Consider the following 20,669-nt stretch of genomic DNA (forward strand, 5'->3'; position numbering starts at 1 on the left):
TGGAGCGCGGTGGCGACGTAGCCTGAAGGCGTGCTGCGGCGGACAATCAGGGCAACGGACATCGAGTCGCCCGACGAGCTGATCGAGCTCCTCGACCGGCACTCCTACCTGGCCGACGAAGGGCTGGCCACGGCCGCCTTCCTGGCCCTGCGCATGGGCCGGCCGCTCTTCCTCGAAGGCGAGGCGGGGGTCGGCAAGACCGAGCTGGCCAAGACGCTGGCCGCGCTGCTGGACGCGCCGCTCATCAGGCTGCAGTGCTACGAAGGGCTGGACGCCGCCCAGGCGCTGTACGACTGGGACTTCGCCCGCCAGCTCCTCCACCTCAAGGCCGCGGAGGCCGCCGGGATCACCGATGTCGGCCGCCTGGAGGGCGAGATCTACGACCGGCGCTTCCTCATCGCCAGGCCGCTGCTGAAGGCCATCGAGACGCAGCCGAGCGTGCTGCTGGTGGACGAGATCGACCGGGCCGACGACGAGTTCGAGGCGTTCCTGCTCGAGGTGCTCTCCGACTTCACGATCTCGATCCCCGAGCTGGGCACGGTGAAGGCCGCGACCCCGCCGGTGGTCGTGGTGACCTCCAACAGGACGCGCGAGGTGCACGACGCGCTCAAGCGGCGCTGCCTCTACCACTGGCTCGAACATCCCGGCTTCGAGCGCGAGGTCGCGATCCTGCGGCGCCGCCTGCCCGCCTGCACCGAGACGCTGGCCGCGCAGGTCGCCCGCGCGGCCGGCCGGCTGCGGCAGGCGGACCTGGTCAAACCGCCGGGCGTGGCCGAGACGCTCGACTGGACCGAGGCGCTGCTGACGCTCGGCGCCAAGGAGCTCGACCCAGGACGGGCCGCCGCCACGCTGGGCGCGGCGCTGAAATACCGGGAGGACGTCGCGGCAGTGCTGGGCAACGGGCTGCTGGACAAGGTGCTGCCCGGCCATGAGTGAGCTGGTCGCCACCATGACGGGGTTCGCCCGGACGCTGCGCGCCGCGGGCGTCGCCGCCGACCACGAACGCACCCAGAGCCTGCTCAGAGCACTCGACCACCTCGATGTGACCGACCCGGCCGAGGTCTACTGGGCCGGGCGGCTGACGTTGTGCGCGGGGCCCGAAGACCTGCCCCGCTACGACCGCTGCTTCGCCGCGTACTTCGGGGGCCACAAGGCCGCGCTCACCCGTACGGCGACCGCGACCGTCACCCGCCACCTGGCCGAGCCCGGCGGCGACGAGGGCGGCGACGACGGCGAGGACGACGGCACCGCCGCGCCCGCCGCCGCCAGCAGGGCCGAGGTGCTGCGGCACCGCGACGTGGCCCGGCTGAGCGAGGCAGAGCGGGCCGAGGTGCACCGCATGCTCGCCCTGCTGAGCCACGGCCGGGCCAGGCGCCGCTCGCGCCGGTTCGAGCCCGCCCGCAGGGGCGGCCTCGACCGGCGCCGCACCGTCCGCGACGCGCTCAGGAAGGGCGACGTGGCCAGGCTCCGCCGCCGCAGGCACACCACCAGGCCGCGCCAGGTCGTGCTGTTCGTGGACGTCAGCGGCTCGATGGCCCCGTACGCCGAGACGCTGCTGCGCTTCGCCCACGCGCTGGTCAGGACCGAGCCGAGGGCCACCAGGGTCTTCTCGGTCGGCACCAGGCTCACCCCGATCACCGCAGAGCTGCGCCACCGCGACCCCGGGACCGCGCTCAACGAGGTGTCCAAGGTGATCCCCGACTGGAGCGGCGGCACCCGGCTCGGTGAGGAACTGAAGGAGTTCCTCGGCCGTTACAGCGCCAGGGGCGCGATCGCGGTGATCGCCTCCGACGGGTGGGAGCGTGGCGACCCCGCGTTGCTGGGCACCCAGATGGGCAGGCTCGCCCGGCAGGCGCACCGGGTGATCTGGGTCAATCCACACAAGGGGTATGACGACTACCAGCCGCTCACGGGCGGCATGCGGGCCGCGCTGCCCCACCTCGACGACCTGGTGGCCGGGCACAGCCTGGCCGCGTACGAGCGACTCAGCGAAAGGCTCGCCCATGCGTGACGTGCTGCCGGAGATCATGAAGTGGTGGCGGTCGGGGCTCAAGTTCGGACTGGCCACCGTGGTGGGCACCTGGAGCAGCGCACCCCGGCAGCCAGGCGCGGCCATGGCGGTGCGCGGCGACGAGGTGGTCGGCAGCGTCTCGGGCGGCTGCGTGGAGGGCGCGGTCTTCGAGCTGGCCGCCGAGGCCGACGCGCCCCTGCTGCAGCGGTACGGCGTCAGCGACGACGACGCCTTCGCCGTCGGCCTCACCTGCGGCGGCATCATCGACATCCTCGTCGAGCCGGTCTCGATCGAGACCTTCCCCGAGCTGGGCGAGATCGCGGCGGCGGTGGAGGAGCACCGGCCGGTCGCCGTGGCCACCATCGTGTCAGGGCCAGGCCAGGTCGGCGCCCGCCGGATCATCTGGCCCGACCACGCCACCGGCAGCCTCGGCCTCGAGCGCCTCGACGACGCGGTGGACGACGACGCCCGCGGCATGCTCGCCCAGGGCCTGACCGGCCTGCGGCACTACGGCGGTCAGGGGGAGCGGCGGCTGGACGACCTCACGGTGTTCGTGCAGTCGTTCGCGCCGCCGCCGCGCATGCTGGTGTTCGGGGCGATCGACTTCGCCGCCGCCGTCGCCAGGGTGGGCAAGTTCCTCGGCTATCACGTCACCGTGTGCGACGCGCGGCCGGTCTTCGCCACCGCCAAGCGCTTCCCCGACGCCGACGAGGTCGTGGTCAAGTGGCCGCACGACTACCTCGCCTCGGTGCGGGTGGACGAGCGTACGGTGATCTGCGTGCTGACCCACGACCCCAAGTTCGACGTCCCGCTGCTTGAGGTGGCGCTGCGCACGAACGCGGGCTACGTCGGCGCCATGGGCTCGCGCCGCACCCACGACGACCGCATGGCGCGGCTGCGCGAGTCGGGGCTCACCGAGGACGAGCTGGCCAGGCTGCGCTCGCCCATCGGGCTCGACCTCGGCGCCCGCACCCCCGAGGAGACCGCGGTGTCGATCGCCGCCGAGCTGATCCAGCTGCGCTGGGGCGGCTCTGGCCGGCCGCTGACCACCACGGAGGGCCGCATCCACCACGAGACGCCGTGAAGGACGCGCGGGTGGCCGGGCTGCTGCTGGCCGCGGGCGAGGGGTCGCGGCTCGGGCGGCCGAAGGCGCTGGTCGAGTACGCCGGTGAGCGGCTCGTCGATCGCGGCGTGCGGCTGCTGGCCGAGGGCGGCTGCCATCCGGTCGTGGTCGTGCTGGGCGCGGCCACGGTGCAGGTGCGCGGCGCGGTGACCGTGCGCAACCCCGACTGGGCGAGCGGCATGGGCTCCTCGCTGCGCGCCGGGCTGGCCGCGCTGCCCGCGCAGGCGGAGGCGGTGGTGGTGGCGCTGGTGGACCAGCCGCTGATCGGGCCCGGCGCGGTCCGCGCGCTGATCGGCTCGGGGGCGGGGCTCGCGGTCGCCACGTACGGCGGGCGGCGCCGCAACCCGGTGCTGATCGCCCGTGCGCACTTCGCCGGGGTGGCGGAGCTGGCCGTGGGCGACGTGGGGGCGCGGGCGTACCTGAAGGCTCATCCCGAGCTGGTCACCGAGGTGCCGTGCGACGGGCACGGCGACCCGTCCGACATCGACACGCCCGCCGACCTCGACCGGCTGCTGCCTCCCTCCTAGAAGCGCAGGGAGGCGATCGCGGCGCGGTGGTCGCTGCCCGTGGCGGGCGCCACGCCCGCCTCGGTCGTCGTCATGCCGCGGTGGAGGATGTGGTCGGGCCTGGTGATCGGGAACTCGGCCGGCCAGGTGAACCCGAACCCGTCGCCCGCCTCGCTCTGCGCGTCGGTCAGCGGCGGCGTCAGGCCGCTCATGCCGCGGTCGGTGGTGGCGGTGTTGAGGTCGCCGAGCAGCAGGATGCGCTTGCTCGGGTCGGCGTCGACGAGCTCGCGCGCCCTGGCCAGGGAGACGTCGCGCGAGGCGGTGTGGCCGGGCCTGGCCGAGGCGAGGTGCATGACGTAGACGGTGACCTTGCCCTTGGGGGTGGTGACGACCGCGCGCAGGGCGCGCGGCCAGCCCATGCCGACGTCGAGCGGCTTGGTCTCGCTGAGCGGGTAGCGGCTCCACAGCCCGACCGTGCTGACCGCGTAGTGGTGCTTGAACATCTTGTTGAGCTGCTTGGCCGCCGGGCCGCCCCTGGTCAGCTCCTGCGCGGCCAGCAGGTCGAGGTCCTTGGCGATGGCGCGTACGGCCTCGCCCGACGCGTTGTTGGTCACCCCCACGTTGACGGTGCCCACGGCCAGGTCGCTCGGACCGCCAGGCGGGGTGCGCAGCAGCGTGGAGCCGAACATGGCGGCCCAGATCAGGCCGGGCAGCAGCGCGGCGGCCACCGCGCCGGTCGAGCGGGCGACGGCGGCGAAGGCCAGCAGCAGCGGCACCGCGAGGCCCATCCACGGCAGCAGGCTCTCCAGGACGGGGGTGAACCCACCCAGCGCCGGGATCAGCCGATGGCCCGCCAGGGCCGCCGAAACCGCGACAGAGACGACGATGACGACCCGCTTCAGCACCTGATCCAGGCTAGCCGCTCCTGCCCGGCGGACCGGCGCGATAGCATGGTGCCGTCTCAACAGAACATCATTCGGTCAGTGGGAGCCCTGAATGCGCATCGGTATGGCACTCAACTACGCGGGCGGCTTCAAGGAGTCGGTGGCCGAGCTGGCCGACTACGAGAAGGCCGGGCTGGACATCGTGTTCGTGGCCGAGGCCTACTCCTTCGACGCCGTCAGCCAGATGGGCTACATCGCGGCCAGGACCGAGCGGCTGCAGATCGCCTCCGGCATCCTGCCGATCTACTCGCGCACGCCGACCCTGCTCGCCATGACGGCCGCCGGGCTCGACTACGTCTCCGACGGGCGGTTCACGCTGGGGCTCGGCGCGTCGGGGCCGCAGGTGATCGAGGGCTTCCACGGGGTGCCGTACACCGCGCCGCTCGGGCGTACGCGGGAGGTCATCGAGATCTGCCGCCAGGTCTGGCGGCGCGAGCGCGTCCAGTACGACGGCCGCCACTACACCGTGCCGCTCCCGCCCGGCCAGGGCACCGGCCTGGGCAAGCCGCTCAAGCTGATCAACCACCCCGTACGCCCCCGCATCCCCATCATGATCGCCGCCATCGGCCCCAAGAACGTCGAGCTGACCGCCGAGCTGGCCGAGGGCTGGGAGCCGATCTTCTACCTGCCGGAGAAGGCCGCCGACGTCTGGGGCGCCTCGCTGGCCGCGGGCAAGGCGAAGCGCGACCCCGAGCTGGGCGAGCTCGACGTCGTCGCGCACGCCACGCTGGCGATCGGCGACGACGTGGCGGGGCTGCGCGAGTTCGGCCGGCCGATGGCCGCCCTCTACATCGGCGGCATGGGCGCCAAGGGCCGCAATTTCTACAACGACCTGGCCAGGCGCTACGGCTACGAGAAGGAGGCCGAGCAGATCCAGGACCTCTACCTGGAGGGCAAGAAGGACGAGGCCGCCGCGCTGGTCCCGGCCGAGCTGCTGGAGAAGACCTCGCTCATCGGCAGTGAGGGCTTCGTGCGCGACCGGGTGCGGGCGCTGAAGGAGTCGGGGGTGACCACCCTGAACGTGGCGCCGATCGCCAAGACGCACGAGGACCGGGTGAGGCTCATCGAGCAGATCAAGGAGATCGTGGCGTAGATCACACTCCGTCGGGGAATTTGCCACATTTCCTGATGGTTATGCCGGGCTGTGAGGTTTTCCGTGGTGATCGTGTGGCTCATCGAGCGGCTGCACATCGATCTGTGCCGGCTGCACGGATCGCTCTGTAGCTGACGCCGCTCTCGTCCCTGTCGTCAACTCCCTCACCCCGGCATGCCTCTGGCATGCCCGCATGCGAAGGCATCCCCCCGTGAAGAGATTCACCTTCTCCCTGCAGTTGCTGCTGGGCCTCGCCGTCGGCATCGCCCTCGGCTTCGTCGCCAAGATCTGGGACGTGGCCTGGCTCGCCGAGACACTCACCAAGGTCGGCTCGATCTTCGTCCAGCTGCTCAAGCTCGCCGTACCGCCACTCGTCTTCACCGCGGTCCTGGTCAGCGTGGCCAACCTGCGCAACGTCAACGGCGCCGCCAGGCTCGCCACCAAGACGCTGGTCTGGTTCCTCATCACCGCGGCCGTCTCGGTGGCGCTGGCCATCGGGCTCGGCCTGCTCATCAACCCCGGCCAGGGCGTCACCCTCGACACCGGCGCGGCCAAGGCGCCCGAGCACGCCGGCACCTGGCTCGACTTCGTCACCGGCATCCTGCCCACGAACATCGTCACCGCCTTCACCGAGGTCGAGGTCCTCCAGATCGTCTTCCTCGGCGTCGTGCTCGGCGCGGCCGCCCTGGCCGCCGGCGACAAGGCCGAGCCGTTCCTGAACCTCGCCCGTTCCGTCCTGGAGCTGGTGCAGAAGGCGCTGTGGTGGGTCATCAGGCTCGCCCCGATCGGCACCGCCGGTCTGATCGGCAAGGCCGTCTCCACGTACGGGTGGGACCTGCTCGCCCCGCTCGCCAAGTTCAGCGCCGGCGTCTACATCGGCTGCTTCATCGTGCTGCTGGCCGTCTACCCGGCCCTGCTGGCCTTCTGGGGCAAGGTGAGCCCGGTCCGGTTCTTCCGCAACGCCTGGCCCGCGATCGAGCTGGCGTTCGTCTCCCGCTCCTCGGTCGGCACGCTGCCGCTGACGCAGCGGGTCTCGGTCGAGCGCAACGGCGTGGACGCCGACTACGCCTCCTTCGCCGTGCCGTTCGGCGCGACCACCAAGATGGACGGCTGCGCCTCGGTCTACCCGGCGCTCGCCGCGATCTTCGTGGCCCAGGTGTTCGGCATCCAGCTCGGGGTGGGCGACTACCTGCTCATCGCGTTCGTCTCCGTGGTCGGCTCGGCCGCCACGGCGGGCCTGACCGGCGCGACCGTCATGCTGACGCTCACGCTCAGCACGCTGGGCCTGCCGCTGGAAGGCGTCGGCCTGCTGCTGGCCATCGACCCGATCCTGGACATGATCCGCACCGCGACCAACGTGACCGGGCAGATGGTCGTCCCGGTGCTGGTGGCGCGCTCGGAGGGCCGCCTCGACACGGCCGTCTTCAACGCGCCGCCGCAGCCGCTCGACCAGCCGCGCGTGACCCGCGTGGCGGAGCCCGCGACGGCCTGAGCCCGTGAGGAAGGGGGGCGGGTGCACCGCCCCCCTTTTTCCTGCCCGTACGCGGCCTGGCAGCGTGTACGCGGGGCGTCGGGGGCCGCGGGGGCCTATGGTAAGTCGGAAATCCTGATAATCCTGATTTCTGAGTATTTGGCGGGGATATGTCCGACGCGGAGCGCGCGCCCTCCTTGATCGCCGGCCGGTACCGGCTCGACGAGCGCATCGGCAGCGGCCCGATGGGCGAGGTGTGGCGAGGGTACGACACGCGGGCCGACTGGGTCGTGGCCGTCAAGGTGCTCGGCGCCAGAGCGGCCGGCCCGGCCACCCGCGAGGTGCTCAGGCAGCACGCCCAGGCCGTCGCCAAGGTCATCCACCCCAACGTCGCCATGGTCCTGGACGTCGGCGAGCACGACGGGGCGCCGTTCCTCGTCATGGAGCACCTGACCGGGCTCAGCCTGGGCGAGGAGCTCGCCGCGCGCGGCAGCCTGACCATCGTCGAGGTGTGCGACCTGATCGGGCAGGCCGCCGCCGGGCTCGACGCCGCGCACCGGGCCGGCGTCGTGCACGGGCAGGTCGACCCCGACGCCTTCAGGATGGCCGCCAGCGGCGTGCTCAAGGTCGTCGGGTTCGGGATGGACGGGCGCGAGCCCGTACGCGGCAGCGGCCGCTACGCCGCCCCCGAGCGGGTCCCCGGCGAGCCCGCCGAGGCGCCCGGCGACATCTACGCGCTCGGCTGCGTCTGCTACGAGCTGCTGTGCGGGCGCCCGCCCTTCGACGACGACGCGCCCAGGGGCCAGGTGGCGCCGCCCAGCAGCATCAGGGCCGAGGTGCCCGCCGAGCTGGACCGGCTGGTGCTCGCCATGCTCGCCGACGACCCCGCCAGGCGGCCGGGCAGCGGCGAGTCCATCAGGCGTACGCTCGCCGCCATCGCCCGCCCCAAGCCCGCCGCCACGCCCCAGACCGGCGCCTTCCCCGACGGCGGCGTCGCGCCCCAGACCGGCGCCTTTCCCCATGGCGGCGTCCCGCCCCGGACCGGCCCCGTACCCGGGGGCATGCCGCAGACCGGGGCCTCGCTGCGCGGGGCCGGGCTCGGGCAGGGGGCCGGCGCCACCGAGGTCTACGCCGTGCCGCCGCGGGCCGGTGACACCGCCGTCTTCCAGGCCGCCGACCTGGAGCCCGAGCCGCCGTCGGGAGCCCGTAACCGCAAGCTGATCCTGCAGATCGGCATCGCCGTCGCCGTCATCGCGGCCGTGACCGTGGTCATGGTCTCGATCGCGGGGCAGCGCGAGGAGCAGCCGGTCGCGGAGACCACCCCGACCGTCGTCCCGACCGACACGCTGGAGGAGGTCGAGCCCAGCTCGCCGCCGCCCAGCCCCGACCCCACGCCGGAGACCGTGGCCACGATCGGCGAGGACGACATCACCTCGCTGAACGAGGCCGTGACGCCCAAGGCCACCCTCGGCGGCAGGTCCGAGCCGGCCGGCGGGTACGACACCTGGCTCAAGCGCTTCGACCAGGCCCTCATGGCGCAGGAGGCGGCGGGCGGCATCGACCCCCGCGTCTCCGGCAAGGCCCGCGAGAAGCTCAGGAAGGCCGCGAGGAAGCTCGGCGAAGGCCACCTCGACTCGACGCTCAACCACGTGGCCGGCGTCTACCGCGACCTGCTGCGTGCCCAGGAGAAGGGCGACATGCGGTCCTCCGGCCCGGCCGCCGAATTCATGCGCGACTGGCGCGTGCCCGGCCACTGACCACCACCCGGGGGCCGCGCCCAGCACGGGCCGGGGCGGGCGCGTGCGGCGGTGTCCTTGCCGCCCGGGGGGCGTAGATTGGCGGAATGACCTTCGACTACGCGGCGCGGCGGGCGCGGCTGGCCGCGTCGCTGGCCGGCCACGAGGTCCACGCGCTGCTCGTCACCTCGCCGGTCAACGTCCGCTACCTGACCGGCCTGGCCAGCTCCAACGCCGGCGTCCTGGTGGGCGCCGACGGCGGCGCGGTGCTGGCCACCGACAACCGCTACATCGGCGCGGCCAGGGCGCTCGACCTGCCCGTGGTGGAGGCGGCCGACGTCGCGGCGCGGCTGCTCACGCCCAGCCCCGGCGCCCAGGAGGGCACCAGAGGGGTGGGCATCGAGGCGGCGTGCATGAGCGTGGCCACGTACCTGCGGCTGGGCGAGGGTCTCGTGCCGCTCGGGCCGGTCGTGGAGCGGCTGCGCGCGGTCAAGGACGAGCAGGAGCTCGACCTCATCCGCACCGCCTGCGCGATCACCGACCAGGCGTTCGCGGACGTCGCGCCGCGCATCGCCCCCGGCATGACCGAGCGCGAGCTGGCCCGCCTGCTGGAGCAGCGGATGGCCGAGCTGGGCGCCGACAAGCCCGCGTTCGACACGATCGTGGCGGCGGGGGAGAACGGCGCGGTGCCGCACCACAGCCCCACCGGCCGCGAGCTGCGCGCCGGAGACCTGGTCACCATCGACTTCGGCGCCCGCTACCAGGGCTACCACGCCGACATGACGCGCACCGTCAGCCTGGGCCCGCCCGCCGCCTGGCAGCGCGAGCTGTACGACCTCGTCGCCGAGGCCCAGCGGGCCGGACGGCACGCCCTGACCCCTGGCGCCGGGGCCCGGGAGGTCGACTCCGCGGCCAGGTCGGTCGTGGCGCGGGCGGGCCACGGCGAGCACTTCAGGCACGGTCTCGGCCACGGTGTCGGCCTGGAGATCCACGAGGAGCCGTTCCTCGGCCCGTCGAGGACCGGTAGACTAGAGGATCGAGTTCCGATCACCGTCGAGCCGGGGGTCTACCTCCCGGACCGGGGCGGGGTTCGCATCGAGGACACGCTCGTGACACGTGAGGGCGGGCCGGAACTCTTCACCAAGACGACCAAGGAGCTGCTCGTCCTTTAGAGCGGCCGCACGCGGGAGAAGAACGAGTGGCGACGACCAACGACCTCAAGAACGGCATGGTGCTGAAGCTCGAGGGCGGTGAGCTCTGGAGCGTTGTCGAGTTCCAGCACGTCAAGCCGGGCAAGGGCGGCGCGTTCGTGCGCACCAAGCTCAAGAACGTCCTCTCCGGCAAGGTCGTCGACAAGACCTTCAACGCCGGGGTGAAGGTCGAGGTGGCCAACGTCGACAAGCGCGAGATGCAGTACTCGTACAAGGACGGCGACGAGTTCGTGTTCATGGACACCGAGACCTACGACATGGTCAACGTGCCGGCCGGCACCGTCGGCACCGCGGCCAACTACATGCTGGAGAACACCCTGGCCACGGTCGCGTTCAACGAGGGCTCCGCGCTCTACGTCGACCTGCCCGCCGCCGTCGAGCTGACCATCTCCAACACCGAGCCCGGCCTGCAGGGCGACCGCTCCACCGGCGGCACCAAGCCGGCCACGCTGGAGACCGGCGCCGAGATCAAGGTGCCGCTGTTCATCACCACCGGCGAAAAGGTCAAGGTCGACACCCGCAGCGGCGAATACCTCGGCCGGGCCTGAGGTGTCGGCACGCGGCAAAGCACGCAGGAGAGCGCTCGACATCCTCTTCGAGGCCGAGCTGCGCGACGAGGATCCGCTGAAGATCCTCGCCGAGCGCGTGGAGCGGCAGGAGCCGCCGGTCAACGAATACACCTCGGCCCTCGTCGAGGGGGTCGCCAGGCACCACGCGCGCATCGACGAACTCATCACGACCTACGCCGAGGGCTGGACACTCGACCGGATGCCGGCCGTCGACCGTAATCTGCTGCGCGGCGGCACGTACGAGCTGTTGTGGATGCCCGGCGTGCCCGAGGGCGTGGTCATCAGCGAGTGGGTGCACCTGGCGGGGGAGCTGTCCACCGACGAGTCGCCGCAGTTCATCAACGGGCTGCTGGCGCGCTTCAAGCAACTCAAGCCAAGCCTCACCCTTTAGACACCCATTAGGTACCCCGTTTCGGGGGACCGGAGGGCCATGTTCGGGGTACGTTTCCAACCACGCCGGTCCGTACGGATAAGGGGCGCGTCACCAGCCGCGACGCGCCCTTTTCCCGTTCTCGCAGCTGAGCGACCGGTTTTTCGTCGGTGCCGCTGGCTAGGGTGACCGCATGGTGACAGAGGACGACGTACGCCGGCTGGCGCTCGCGCTGCCCGAGACCGCCGAGCGCGCCATGTACGGCACGCCCGCCTTCTACGTGCGCGGCAAGTGGTTCGCCCGGATGCGCGAGGAGGGCGACCTGCTGGTGCTCCCGGTGCCGTCCGAGGAGCACAAGCACGAGCTCCTGACCGCGGAGCCCGCCACGTTCACCACCACGCCCCACTACGACGGGCACGCGATCGTGCTCGTGCGGCTGGCGGCCGTCGATCCCGGCGAGCTGGGCGAGCTGCTGGCGGAGGCGTGGCGGCTGCGCGCTCCCAAGGGCCTGGCGGCCGCCACAGAGCCGGCTGACGGCCACGGGCGCGGCTGACCGCGACGAGGAATGACCCCGGCCGCCGCCCACAGGGCCGAGCGCCGCTCAGACGGTGGCGTGACGGCTTTCCGGTAATGGGTCCTTCAGCGGGGAGCGGATGCTCCCGCGTACGGCGTAGGCTGGGGCCCGTCCATGGAGAAAGCCGTCCGCGAAGTGCACGTTTCGCGAGACGCGCGAGCCGCGTCTCGCGGCGGCCGCCCGGTCGACCCGGGAGCCGCCCGTGGGGCGCCGGTCGCGGCGGAGAGGGAGGCGAGCCGAGGTTGCGTGCAGAAGGCGTCACCACGAGGACCCCGGCGGTGCGCACCGCCGTCGTCTGGGACGCGTTGCGGTCCATGCTGGCCGAGCGCACGGCGGCCACCGGGCGGACGTCGCTCGACATCGTCGACGCCGGCGGCGGCACCGGCGGGTTCGCCGTGCCGCTGGCCGAGCTCGGCCACTCCGTCACCGTCGTCGACCCGAGCCCCGACTCGCTGGCCGCGCTGGAGCGCCGCGCCAAGGAGCGCGGCGTGAGCGTGCGCGGCCTCCAGGGCGACGCCGCCGACCTGGGCGAGCTGCTCAGCCGCGACGCCGCCGACCTGGTCCTGTGCCACAGCGTGCTCGAATACGTCGAAGACCCGATCAGCGCGCTCACCGCGGTGGCCGGGCTGCTGCGCAGGGGCGGCACGGTCAGCGTGCTGGCCGCCAACCCGGTCGCCAGCGCCATCCACCGGGCGCTGGCCGGGCAGTTCGACGAGGCCAGGGCCGTGCTGGGCGACCCGGGCGGCACCTGGGGCGACCGCGACCCGACGCCGCGCCGCTTCTCCGCCGAGACGCTGACCGAGCTGCTGGGCGCCACCGGGTTCACGATCGGCTCCATCCACGGCGTACGCGTCTTCGCCGACCTGGTGCCGAGCCGGCTGCTCGACGGCGAGCCGGGCGCCGCCGAGGCGCTGGTCGCGCTGGAGCAGGCCGCCTCCACCCATCCCGTGCTGCGCGACGTCGCGACGCAGCTGCACGTGCTCGCCCACCGGCCCTGAGCCCGCGGAAGGGAAGAATCGATGACCGCTCCCCTCGGTGTAGAACGCTTGTTCGGATAGAATCGGCGGCGTGTCTCGCAAGCAGATCACCGGCATCGGCCCCGCTCCGCGGACCGGGGTCGATGACAGCGGCTGCCCGATCCTCCACGTCGACATGGACGCCTTCTACGCCAGCGTCGAGCTGCTCGAGCGGCCCGAGCTGAAGGGGCGTCCGGTGATCGTGGGCTCACCGGCCGGGCGCGGCGTCGTGCTCAGCGCCACCTACGAGGCGAGGGCGTTCGGCGTGCACTCGGCGATGCCGATGAGCCGGGCGCGCCGGCTCTGCCCGCAGGCCACGATCATCCCGCCGAGCCACGGCAAATACTCCGAGGTCTCCAAGGGCGTCATGGAGATCTTCCACGCCATCACCCCGCTGGTCGAGCCCATCGCGTCCGACGAGGCGTTCCTCGACGTGGGAGGTGCGAGGCGGCGGCTCGGCCCGCCCGCGACGGTGGCCGCCATGATCAGGGAGCAGGTGTCGGAGCGCTACGGCATCACGTGCTCCGTGGGCGTGGCGAGCAGCAAATTCATCGCAAAGCTCGCCTCCAAGCAGTGCAAGCCCGACGGGCTGCTGGTGGTGCCCGCCGACGAGGTGGTCGACTTCCTCCACCCGCTGCCCGTCTCGGCCCTGTGGGGCGTCGGCGAGCGCACCGAGCAGTCCCTGGTACGCCTCGGCATCCGCACGGTCGGCGACCTCGCGAGGGTCCCGCCCACCACCCTCCAGCGCGAGCTGGGGCAGGCGGTGGGCGGCCATCTGGCGGCGCTGGCCTGGGGGCGCGACGAGCGTCCTGTGACCGCCCACGTCCCCGACAAGAGCATCGGCAACGAGGAGACGTTCGCCGCCGACGTCGACGATCCCGACGTGATCAAGCGTGAGCTGCTGCGGCTGTCGGAGCGGGTCGCCGCTCGCATGCGTAAGGCCGGTCACGTGGGAAGAACTGTAAGTGTGAAGCTACGCCGAGCCGATTTCACCACGATCAGCCGGTCGCGCACGCTGCGTGAGCCGACCGACGTGGCTCAGGTGATTTACGCCACAGCCTGCGAGCTGTACGAGGCGGCCGGGCTCCAGCGGGTGCGGCTGCGCCTGGTGGGGGTCCGGATGGAGAACCTCCGACCGGCCGGCGAGGCCACCCGGCAGCTCAGTCTCGGCGAGAGGGAGACCGGGTGGCGCGAGGCGGAGCGGGCCATGGATCGCGCGATTCGCAGATTCGGTCCCGATGCGGTGCTCCCTGCGTCGCTGGTACGTGGCAAGCTTGATGAAATAGAGACATGACGTTCGATGTCAGGACTTGCTGGGGGCGTCCGTGTCAGGATTTTGGGGAGAGGGGGGCGAGATGGGCCACAATAGAGCCATGACGTCACCTCCGGTTTGGTCTGCGTTGGACGTTTGCTTTCGCCTACGTCTACAGCCTCGTATTCTGGGGATAACCGACCGCGAGGTTCGGACACCCCGTGTCGTCCGTTGCCGTCTTCCCCGTCCTGGGGCCGTCCTTGGGAGGCGCCGTGCCGCTCTCTGAGCACGAGCAGCGCTTGCTCGACCAGATCGAGCAGGCCCTCTACGCCGAGGACCCGAAGTGGGCCAACACCGTAAGGATCAGCGACCCGCGCAGCCATTACAAGCGTCGCCTGGTCAAAGCCTCCATCGGCTTTGCCCTCGGCGTCGTCATCATGATGGTCGGCGTGGTGATGAGCCTGATCCCGCTCGGCGTCGGCGGTTTCGTGGTCATGCTCGCCGCGTGTCTGTGGGGTCTGTCCAGCTGGAAAAAGATGAACGGGTTCGGAGACTCCGCCCCCGCCGCAGGCACGGCCACCCCTCCGGGCAAGCAGGCCCGCCGGGGCAACCGGGGCAGTTTCATGGAGCGCATGGAAGAGCGCTGGCGCCGTCGCCACGACGAGCGCTGACCCGCCAGGCAAGCTGACGCGGCCGCCCCCGGCACGGGGCGGCCGCTCGCATGCCCACCACCCCCCGGCACGGGGCGGCCGCTCGCATGCCCACCACCCACCGCCCCACCCCAGCCCGCCCGGCGCGCGCCGCACAGCAGCCGCGGCCACCCGACCGGTGCGGTCCAGGGGGAGGAGGTTCAGCGCCTCAGCAGTCGTGACATGACGCGCCCGGCCCTCGCAGGCCCGGCCGATGCCGTGTTCAGCGCCCCAAGTGACGCGACCCCCCGGCCCCCGTACGGGGGCCGGGGGGTCGCTGTTTCGGGGTCATGCGCCCTTCTGGGAGGTGCGGCGCAGCCTGATCGTCTCCAGCAGGTCGAAGCCGTCGAGCAGGCGTTCGCCCAGCATCCGGATGCGCCGCAGCGTGGACGGCGGCATCAGGACGGCGCGCATCCGCCGACCGCGTGACACGGTGGCCGCCAGCGCCAGGCGCACCTTGCGCAGGTCCTTGCCCATGGGCGCGATCCTGCCGGGCTCCCGGGCGAACAGCACCCGTTCCACGTTGCCCGCGATGGTCGTCATGGCAGCGGCCGATTCGGCGTCGAACTCGTACTGCTGGGTGAGCCGCCGGGCCAGCGCCCGCGGGGTCTCGCTGGGCAGGCGGGCCATGCCGTAGTCGTACAGGACGTCGTCCAGCTCCGCCCACACGGCCGCGACGGTGGTCTGGCCGCGGCCCACGGCCATCCTGGCGGTCAGCTCGTCTGAGGGCTGGGAGACCTTCCAGGTGAGGCGGCGTACCCGCCGGTTGCGCGAGACCAGCCGCAGACCCGCCGGGATCAGCAGGACGAGCAGCAGCGCGCCCGCCCCGATGCCGATCTTGCCGGCCAGCGGCATCGAGTCGTCGGGCGGCAGCGTGCCGGTCGCGACGGTGCCCTCGCGGTCCAGCTCGCGGATGTTGCGCCGGGCCTGCGGGTCCTGCGGGGCGTCCGCCTCGGAGCTGGTGGCGCCTGGCGACGGCTCGCTGGTGGTGGCGGCCGGCTCGGGCCGCGGCCGGGAGTACTCGGGCACCCGGGCGCTGCCCTGACCCGCGGCGCCGGACGGCGTCGGCTCGAACGGCAGCCAGCCCACGCCCTCGAAGTACAGCTCGGGCCAGGAGTGGGAGTCGTTCGTGCCGACCTCCCAGTGGTCGCCGACCTTGGTGCCGCCGGTGTAGCCGATCGCGACCCGCGACGGGATGCCGATCAGCCGGGCCAGCACCGCCATCGACGCGGCGAACTGCTCGCAGTAGCCCGCGCGCGAGCGCAGCAGGAAGTCGCTGAGCGCCGAGTTGCTGTGCCCCTGCGTCTCCAGGTTGTAGGTGAAGCCGCCGTCGGTGGTGAAGAACTTCTGCAGCATCACCGCGGCCTCGTACCTGGTGTTCGCCTCGGCGGTCTCCTTCTCGGCGAGCTCCAGGATGCCGGGCGGCAGGTTCTCGGGCAGGGCGAGGAAGCGGTCGTCCACCTGGGGCGGCGTGTTGTCGGTCGCGTCCAGCAGGTCGGCGGTGGGCTGGGGCTCGCTGGTGCTGACGTCGTACTCGATGCCGGCGGCCTCCTCGCGGGTGGAGAAGACCATGAGCGTGTCCACGTCGGCCCGCCAGTCGCCGTCCACCTTGATCTGCCGCGGCGGGTACGGCAGCGGCAGGAACTGCAGCCGCGCGATCTCGTCGCTGATCCTGACGTTCGTGATCACGTTGTTGATCTTGGGGTCGCGCCCCAGCCCCGGCGGGGCGGGCAGCGGGCCGTTCTCGGTCCTGTTCTGCGGCGCGCCCTTCGGCTGGGTCATGCCGAACTGCTGCCCGTCGAACGTGTCGAGCGCGTAGATGCGCAGGTAGCGAGGCTGGTCGTCGTTGTTGGTGTAGGTCAGCACCACCCGCCGGTCCGGCAGCTGCAACTGGCCCTTGAGGTTGGCGATGGGGTTGGGGATGCTGATCGAGTTGCCCGGACCCGCCCCGCGCCCGCCGACGCCGAAGGTGAAGAACGACACCGGCTCCATCGCGGGCAGCGCCGCAGGCAGCAGCACGGCCAGCACGATCGCCGCGAACCCGATGCGCTTGCCCGACAGCCGCAGCCCGCTGGTGTCGGCGGTGTCGCGCGGATGCGTCGCCTGGGACGAATTGACCACGCGGGTCCGGCGTACCAGCACCGCCCGGCCCCAGTGACCGATCCGCTCGCGTCCGTCAGAGATGAGCAGCCCCACGAACCCGAGCGCGGCGATGATGAACGCCGGCCAGCTGATCGGGTCGGTCAGGATCGTCGCCGGCACCGTGGCCAGCGCCAGCAGCGGCAGCCCGGCCAGCGCCGCCCGGCGCAGCCGCGCGGCGAGGAGGTCCACGGCGATCGCGATGAGCGCCACGCCGCCCGACGTCAGCAGCGTGATGCCGTCGGTGTCCGGCACGGGCGCCGCGAACCGCTGGATGTCGGCCCACCCGACGCCGAGCAGCCTGACCAGCTCCGCCACCGAGTCCTTCGTCGGCACGATGAGCGCCCACGCCTCCTCCGAGGCGAAGGAGACGGTCAGGAAGATGCCCGTGGCCGCCAGCCCGACCAGCGGCGCCGCCCACGCCGGCAGCGACAGGCGGCTGCTCAGCAGGCCCGCCGCGACCACGGCCAGCACCGCGCCGAGCGAGGTCCAGAACCAGGCGCCGCCCGCGAAGAGGGGGTAAAGGAGGACGGCCGCGGTGAACGCGGCCACCCCCGAGGCGATCGTCAGTCTCATGCCGCCCCTCCCGTGGGATCGAGCACGTATCTGCCGCGTCCCGCGGCGTCCGGCCAGACGGTGGCGATGGAGGTGCCCGCGGGCAGGGTGACGATGCGCCAGCCGTACCCGGCGAGCACCGTCTCGACGGCCCGCTGGTTCTCGGCGGCGGTGCCGTCGCCGCCCTCCCACGAGCTGACGTCCAGCAGCACCGCCACCGCGGTGATACCGCTGTGCCGCAGCCTGCCCAGCTCCCTGGCCTCCTCGGGCTCCATCGCGCCGAGCACGGCGACGATCAGCCCGTCGCCGCCGCCCTGGCGCAGCGCCGAGACGCCCATCTCCAGGGAGCGGGCCGGGCTGTGCTTGATCACGGCGAGGGTGTCCAGCAGGGAGTGGCTCAGGCCCTGGTCGGTGAGGTGCTCGGCACCCTGGTCGGTGACGAGCCGCAGGCCGAGGCCCTCGCGGGCGAGGTGCACGCCGATCGAGGCCGCCGCCGAGACGGCCACCTCGAACGACGAGCGCGGGCCCTCGCCGCGGTGCGCGTGCCTGCGGGTGTCGAGCAGGAGCGCGCCGCGGCTCTGCCACTGCTGCTCCTCGCGGCGCACCATCAGCTCGCCGTGGCGGGCCGTCGAGCGCCAGTGCACCCGCCGCAGGTCGTCGCCCTGCCGGTATTCGCGCGGTGCCACGTCGTCGTCGCCGGCCGCCGCCACACTCCGCGTACGGCTGTCGCCGCCGCCCGTCCACTCACCCGACAGCCGTACGTGCGGCAGCGCCACCACCTGCGGCGTCACCACGAGCGTGTCGCTGATCGTGAACGACCGGGCCAGCTCGACCAGCCCGAAGGGGTCGGCGATGCGGATCGACAGCGGCCCGATCGTGTAGCGCCCGCGCAGGTCGGAGCGCACCCGGTAGTCGATCTCCCGCACGCCCCTGGCCTCGACCCTGTCCAGCACGAACCTGGGCCGCACGCCCAGCGCGTACGGCACCGTGTCCTCGATGAGCAGCAGGCCGGTGGGCAGGCGGGTGACGTTCTCGAGGCGCAGGGTCACGGTGGCCTCGCCGCCCACCTCGGCCCGCGCCGGGTCCAGCCGCCTGGCGCAGCTCAGCCGGTAGCGCGTCCGCGCCGCCACCATCGCGGCCAGCAGCGGCAGCGCCGTGATCAGGACGCCGATCCTGAACAGGTCGTTCTCGCCCAGGAGCACGGCCATGACCAGCGCCGCGATCCCGGACGCCAGGAACGACCTGCCCCGGGAGGTCAGCGCCCGCAGCCCGGCCCTCACCGCGCCTCTTCCGGCGGGCGCGGGTCCTGGATGTCGGCCATCAGGCCCCCCGCGTCTCCGGCACCGGGACCCGCCTGACGAGGTCGGTCACGACCTGCTCGGGCAGGCGGCGCTGGCCCTGGGCCTCGATGCTGGGCAGCAGGCGGTGCGCCAGCACGGGGATGGCGAGGTCCTGCAGGTCGTCGGGGATGACGTAGTCGCGGCCTGACAGCGCGGCGTGCGCCCTGGCGGCGCGTACGAGCTGCAGCGTGGACCTCGGGGAGGCGCCCAGCCGCAGGTCGGGGGAGTGGCGGGTGGCCACGACCAGGTCGATGGCGTACTTCTTGACCGGCTGGGAGACGTAGACGCCGCGTACGGCCTCGATGAGGGCGCGCACCTCGGCGGTGGTCGCGACCGGCTCCAGCTTGTCGAGCGGTGAGGTGCCGCCGTGCACGTCGAGCATCTCCAGCTCGGCGGTCGGCTCGGGGTAGCCCATCGCCACGCGCGCGGTGAAGCGGTCGCGCTGCGCCTCGGGCAGGGGATAGGTGCCCTCCATCTCGATGGGGTTCTGGGTGGCGATCACCATGAACGGCGCGTCGAGCTGGTACGTCCGCCCGTCCACCGTCACCTGCTGCTCCTCCATGCACTCCAGCAGCGCGGACTGCGTCTTGGGCGAGGCACGGTTGATCTCGTCGCCGACGACGATGTTGGCGAAGACGGGACCGGGCTTGAACTCGAACTCCCGCGTCTGCTGGTTGTACGCGCTGACCCCGGTGATGTCGCTGGGCAGCAGGTCGGGGGTGAACTGCACGCGGCGTACCGGACAGTCGATGGAGCGGGCGAGCGCCTTGGCGAGCATCGTCTTGCCGACTCCCGGCACGTCCTCGATCAGGAGATGGCCTTCGGCGAGCAGGACGGTAAGGGTGAGGCGGACGGCGTCGCTCTTGCCCTCGATCACCGATTCGATGGCCTGCCGGATCCGGTGGGCGGTGGTGACCAGCTCGTCGAGCTGGGGAGGGACGTCATGGGTTACTGCCACCAGGCCTCCATGCGAAGTGCGACGGCTGTCCCGGTACGGTGCCTTTGCGGGAGCCATGCCATTCCTTTTCCATTGTCTGTACGACCCTACGACGCTGCGGGTTCTGTAGCGACATTTGTGGATATTCAGGGAACACCGGCGATGTTCCGGTTCTTGTGGCATGGTCGTGCGAATCCCGTGACACAGCGCACCACCATGTGCCCCGCGAAGCGCCCCACTTTCCTCCCCCCAGAGCTTCGCCGCCCCCCGCGAAGGGCCTATTTGAACGGCGTTTCAAAGCCCCGACACGCCCATGGCGGTTGCCGCCACCCCACCGCGCCCCACCCCGGGCCATGCCTCTGACCTGCGGTAACGCAAGGGAAACCGATGATGAAGACGGTTCGAATCAGTTGACGGTGGGGAGAAGTGGAGTATGGTGGTGCGCAGTGGAGGGCCCGGTGCACCAGCGCTGAGCGCTTCACGAGGCACGGGAGGTGGGGCCGGTGTTCCTCGGCACCCATCAACCGCGTCTGGACGACAAGGGACGGCTGTTCCTGCCGGCTAAGTACCGTGAGGAGCTGGCGGAGGGTCTTGTGATCACCAAAGGCCAGGAGCGATGCCTCTACGTCTTTCCCGTGGAGGAGTTCCAGCGCATTACCGAGGCTCTCAGCACCGCCCCGGTCACCGCCAAGGCGGTACGTGACTACAGCCGCGTCTTCTTCGCCAGTGCGTCCGACGAGAAACCAGACAAACAAGGACGCATCACGATCCCGCAGGGCCTTCGCGCGTACGCGGGCCTGGAACGTGACTGCGTCGTCATCGGGGCCAACACCCGGCTGGAGATCTGGGACGCGCAGGCCTGGGACACCTATCTCAGCGCACAGGAGCAGGCGTTCGCCGAACTGTCGGAGGAGGTGCTGCCAGGAATCTTGTAGGAACCACGGTCGATCCGTCGGTGATGTCGTTCGGCGAGGTCTCCACCCGCAACCACTGTCCGCCAGCTGATGCACCTTCCCCGGTGTCAGATGGCGGGCGTCCACGAAGAGGGTGCGGATGGGGACCTGGCCGGGCGGCGCCGGGTGGGGACCCAGGAAGGACCGGCGATCGACCGATGAACGCGTCATCCGCGAGCA

19 protein-coding genes are annotated in these 20,669 nt (G+C 71.9%); 15 read left to right on the plus strand and 4 right to left on the minus strand.

Going from position 1 to position 20,669, the window contains the following annotated elements; translation table 11 throughout:
* Nucleotides 1-30: 30 nt before the first annotated feature.
* The 4 genes from AB0K12_RS22320 to AB0K12_RS22335 are packed head-to-tail and all read left to right on the plus strand — an operon-like array spanning nucleotide 31 to nucleotide 3,661.
* Nucleotides 31-936: a MoxR family ATPase gene (locus tag AB0K12_RS22320; RefSeq protein ID WP_364564183.1), complete on the plus strand. Its 906-nt coding sequence runs from the start codon at nucleotides 31-33 to the stop codon at nucleotides 934-936.
* Nucleotides 929-2,011 carry a VWA domain-containing protein gene (locus tag AB0K12_RS22325; RefSeq protein WP_364564186.1) on the plus strand — a complete coding sequence of 361 codons (1,083 nt, stop codon included), beginning with the start codon at nucleotides 929-931 and terminating at the stop codon, nucleotides 2,009-2,011. Before AB0K12_RS22320 ends, AB0K12_RS22325 begins: the two co-directional genes overlap by 8 nt.
* Complete coding sequence (locus tag AB0K12_RS22330; RefSeq protein WP_364564189.1) at nucleotides 2,004-3,095, plus strand: XdhC/CoxI family protein; 1,092 nt, start codon at nucleotides 2,004-2,006, stop codon at nucleotides 3,093-3,095. Before AB0K12_RS22325 ends, AB0K12_RS22330 begins: the two co-directional genes overlap by 8 nt.
* A complete protein-coding gene (locus tag AB0K12_RS22335) occupies nucleotides 3,092-3,661 on the plus strand; it encodes a nucleotidyltransferase family protein (protein WP_364564192.1) in 570 nt (189 codons plus the stop codon). Before AB0K12_RS22330 ends, AB0K12_RS22335 begins: the two co-directional genes overlap by 4 nt.
* Here AB0K12_RS22335 and AB0K12_RS22340 read toward each other — a convergent pair.
* Entirely contained in the window at nucleotides 3,658-4,545 is an 888-nt protein-coding gene (locus AB0K12_RS22340) for an endonuclease/exonuclease/phosphatase family protein (protein WP_364564195.1), read from the minus strand. The two genes, AB0K12_RS22335 and AB0K12_RS22340, sit on opposite strands and share 4 nt — an antisense overlap.
* Nucleotides 4,546-4,636: 91 nt before the next feature.
* Here AB0K12_RS22340 and AB0K12_RS22345 point away from each other — a divergent pair, with 91 nt between their 5' ends.
* The 10 genes from AB0K12_RS22345 to AB0K12_RS22390 all read left to right on the plus strand — a co-directional run bounded on the left by AB0K12_RS22345 (nucleotide 4,637) and on the right by AB0K12_RS22390 (nucleotide 14,547).
* The gene (locus tag AB0K12_RS22345) at nucleotides 4,637-5,677 is read left to right on the plus strand and encodes an LLM class F420-dependent oxidoreductase (RefSeq protein ID WP_364564198.1); all 1,041 of its coding nucleotides are present in this window, start codon (nucleotides 4,637-4,639) and stop codon (nucleotides 5,675-5,677) included.
* A 211-nt stretch (nucleotides 5,678-5,888) separates the two neighbouring features.
* Nucleotides 5,889-7,169, plus strand: a complete 1,281-nt coding sequence (locus tag AB0K12_RS22350) for a dicarboxylate/amino acid:cation symporter (protein WP_364564201.1) — start codon at nucleotides 5,889-5,891, stop codon at nucleotides 7,167-7,169.
* A 149-nt stretch (nucleotides 7,170-7,318) separates the two neighbouring features.
* Complete coding sequence (locus AB0K12_RS22355) at nucleotides 7,319-8,905, plus strand: serine/threonine-protein kinase (RefSeq protein ID WP_364564204.1); 1,587 nt, start codon at nucleotides 7,319-7,321, stop codon at nucleotides 8,903-8,905.
* A gap of 86 nt (nucleotides 8,906-8,991) precedes the next feature.
* Nucleotides 8,992-10,056 (plus strand): Xaa-Pro peptidase family protein, encoded by a 1,065-nt coding sequence (locus AB0K12_RS22360; protein ID WP_364564207.1) that lies wholly within the window; start codon nucleotides 8,992-8,994, stop codon nucleotides 10,054-10,056.
* 26 nt (nucleotides 10,057-10,082) lie between these two features.
* Nucleotides 10,083-10,643 (plus strand): elongation factor P, encoded by a 561-nt coding sequence (gene efp, locus AB0K12_RS22365; RefSeq protein ID WP_355420631.1) that lies wholly within the window; start codon nucleotides 10,083-10,085, stop codon nucleotides 10,641-10,643.
* 1 nt (nucleotide 10,644) lies between these two features.
* Complete coding sequence (gene nusB / locus AB0K12_RS22370; protein WP_355420633.1) at nucleotides 10,645-11,055, plus strand: transcription antitermination factor NusB; 411 nt, start codon at nucleotides 10,645-10,647, stop codon at nucleotides 11,053-11,055.
* A gap of 172 nt (nucleotides 11,056-11,227) precedes the next feature.
* On the plus strand, nucleotides 11,228-11,587 hold the full coding sequence (locus tag AB0K12_RS22375; RefSeq protein ID WP_364564211.1) for an MmcQ/YjbR family DNA-binding protein: 360 nt from the start codon (nucleotides 11,228-11,230) through the stop codon (nucleotides 11,585-11,587).
* Between the two features lie 263 nt (nucleotides 11,588-11,850).
* Nucleotides 11,851-12,606, plus strand: coding sequence for a methyltransferase domain-containing protein (locus AB0K12_RS22380; RefSeq protein ID WP_364564214.1), 756 nt, complete (start codon nucleotides 11,851-11,853; stop codon nucleotides 12,604-12,606).
* A gap of 70 nt (nucleotides 12,607-12,676) precedes the next feature.
* Nucleotides 12,677-13,918, plus strand: coding sequence for a DNA polymerase IV (gene dinB, locus AB0K12_RS22385; protein WP_364564217.1), 1,242 nt, complete (start codon nucleotides 12,677-12,679; stop codon nucleotides 13,916-13,918).
* 230 nt (nucleotides 13,919-14,148) lie between these two features.
* Nucleotides 14,149-14,547 carry a DUF3040 domain-containing protein gene (locus tag AB0K12_RS22390; protein WP_364366014.1) on the plus strand — a complete coding sequence of 133 codons (399 nt, stop codon included), beginning with the start codon at nucleotides 14,149-14,151 and terminating at the stop codon, nucleotides 14,545-14,547.
* A 306-nt stretch (nucleotides 14,548-14,853) separates the two neighbouring features.
* Here the strand turns inward: AB0K12_RS22390 and AB0K12_RS22395 are convergent, their stop codons facing one another.
* The 3 genes from AB0K12_RS22395 to AB0K12_RS22405 are packed head-to-tail and all read right to left on the minus strand — an operon-like array spanning nucleotide 14,854 to nucleotide 19,557.
* On the minus strand, nucleotides 14,854-17,280 hold the full coding sequence (locus AB0K12_RS22395) for a DUF3488 and transglutaminase-like domain-containing protein (protein WP_364564221.1): 2,427 nt from the start codon (nucleotides 17,278-17,280) through the stop codon (nucleotides 14,854-14,856).
* A complete protein-coding gene (locus tag AB0K12_RS22400; protein ID WP_364564223.1) occupies nucleotides 17,277-18,539 on the minus strand; it encodes a DUF58 domain-containing protein in 1,263 nt (420 codons plus the stop codon). Before AB0K12_RS22400 ends, AB0K12_RS22395 begins: the two co-directional genes overlap by 4 nt.
* A 40-nt stretch (nucleotides 18,540-18,579) precedes the next feature.
* A complete protein-coding gene (locus AB0K12_RS22405) occupies nucleotides 18,580-19,557 on the minus strand; it encodes a MoxR family ATPase (RefSeq protein WP_345401314.1) in 978 nt (325 codons plus the stop codon).
* A gap of 482 nt (nucleotides 19,558-20,039) precedes the next feature.
* On the opposite strand from AB0K12_RS22405, the gene mraZ reads away from it, so the two are divergent.
* The gene (gene mraZ / locus AB0K12_RS22410) at nucleotides 20,040-20,471 is read left to right on the plus strand and encodes a division/cell wall cluster transcriptional repressor MraZ (protein ID WP_345401317.1); all 432 of its coding nucleotides are present in this window, start codon (nucleotides 20,040-20,042) and stop codon (nucleotides 20,469-20,471) included.
* Nucleotides 20,472-20,669: the final 198 nt, after the last annotated feature.

The sequence above is a fragment of the Nonomuraea sp. NPDC049419 genome, assembly GCF_040676995.1.
GTDB classification, from domain to species: domain Bacteria; phylum Actinomycetota; class Actinomycetes; order Streptosporangiales; family Streptosporangiaceae; genus Nonomuraea; species Nonomuraea salmonea.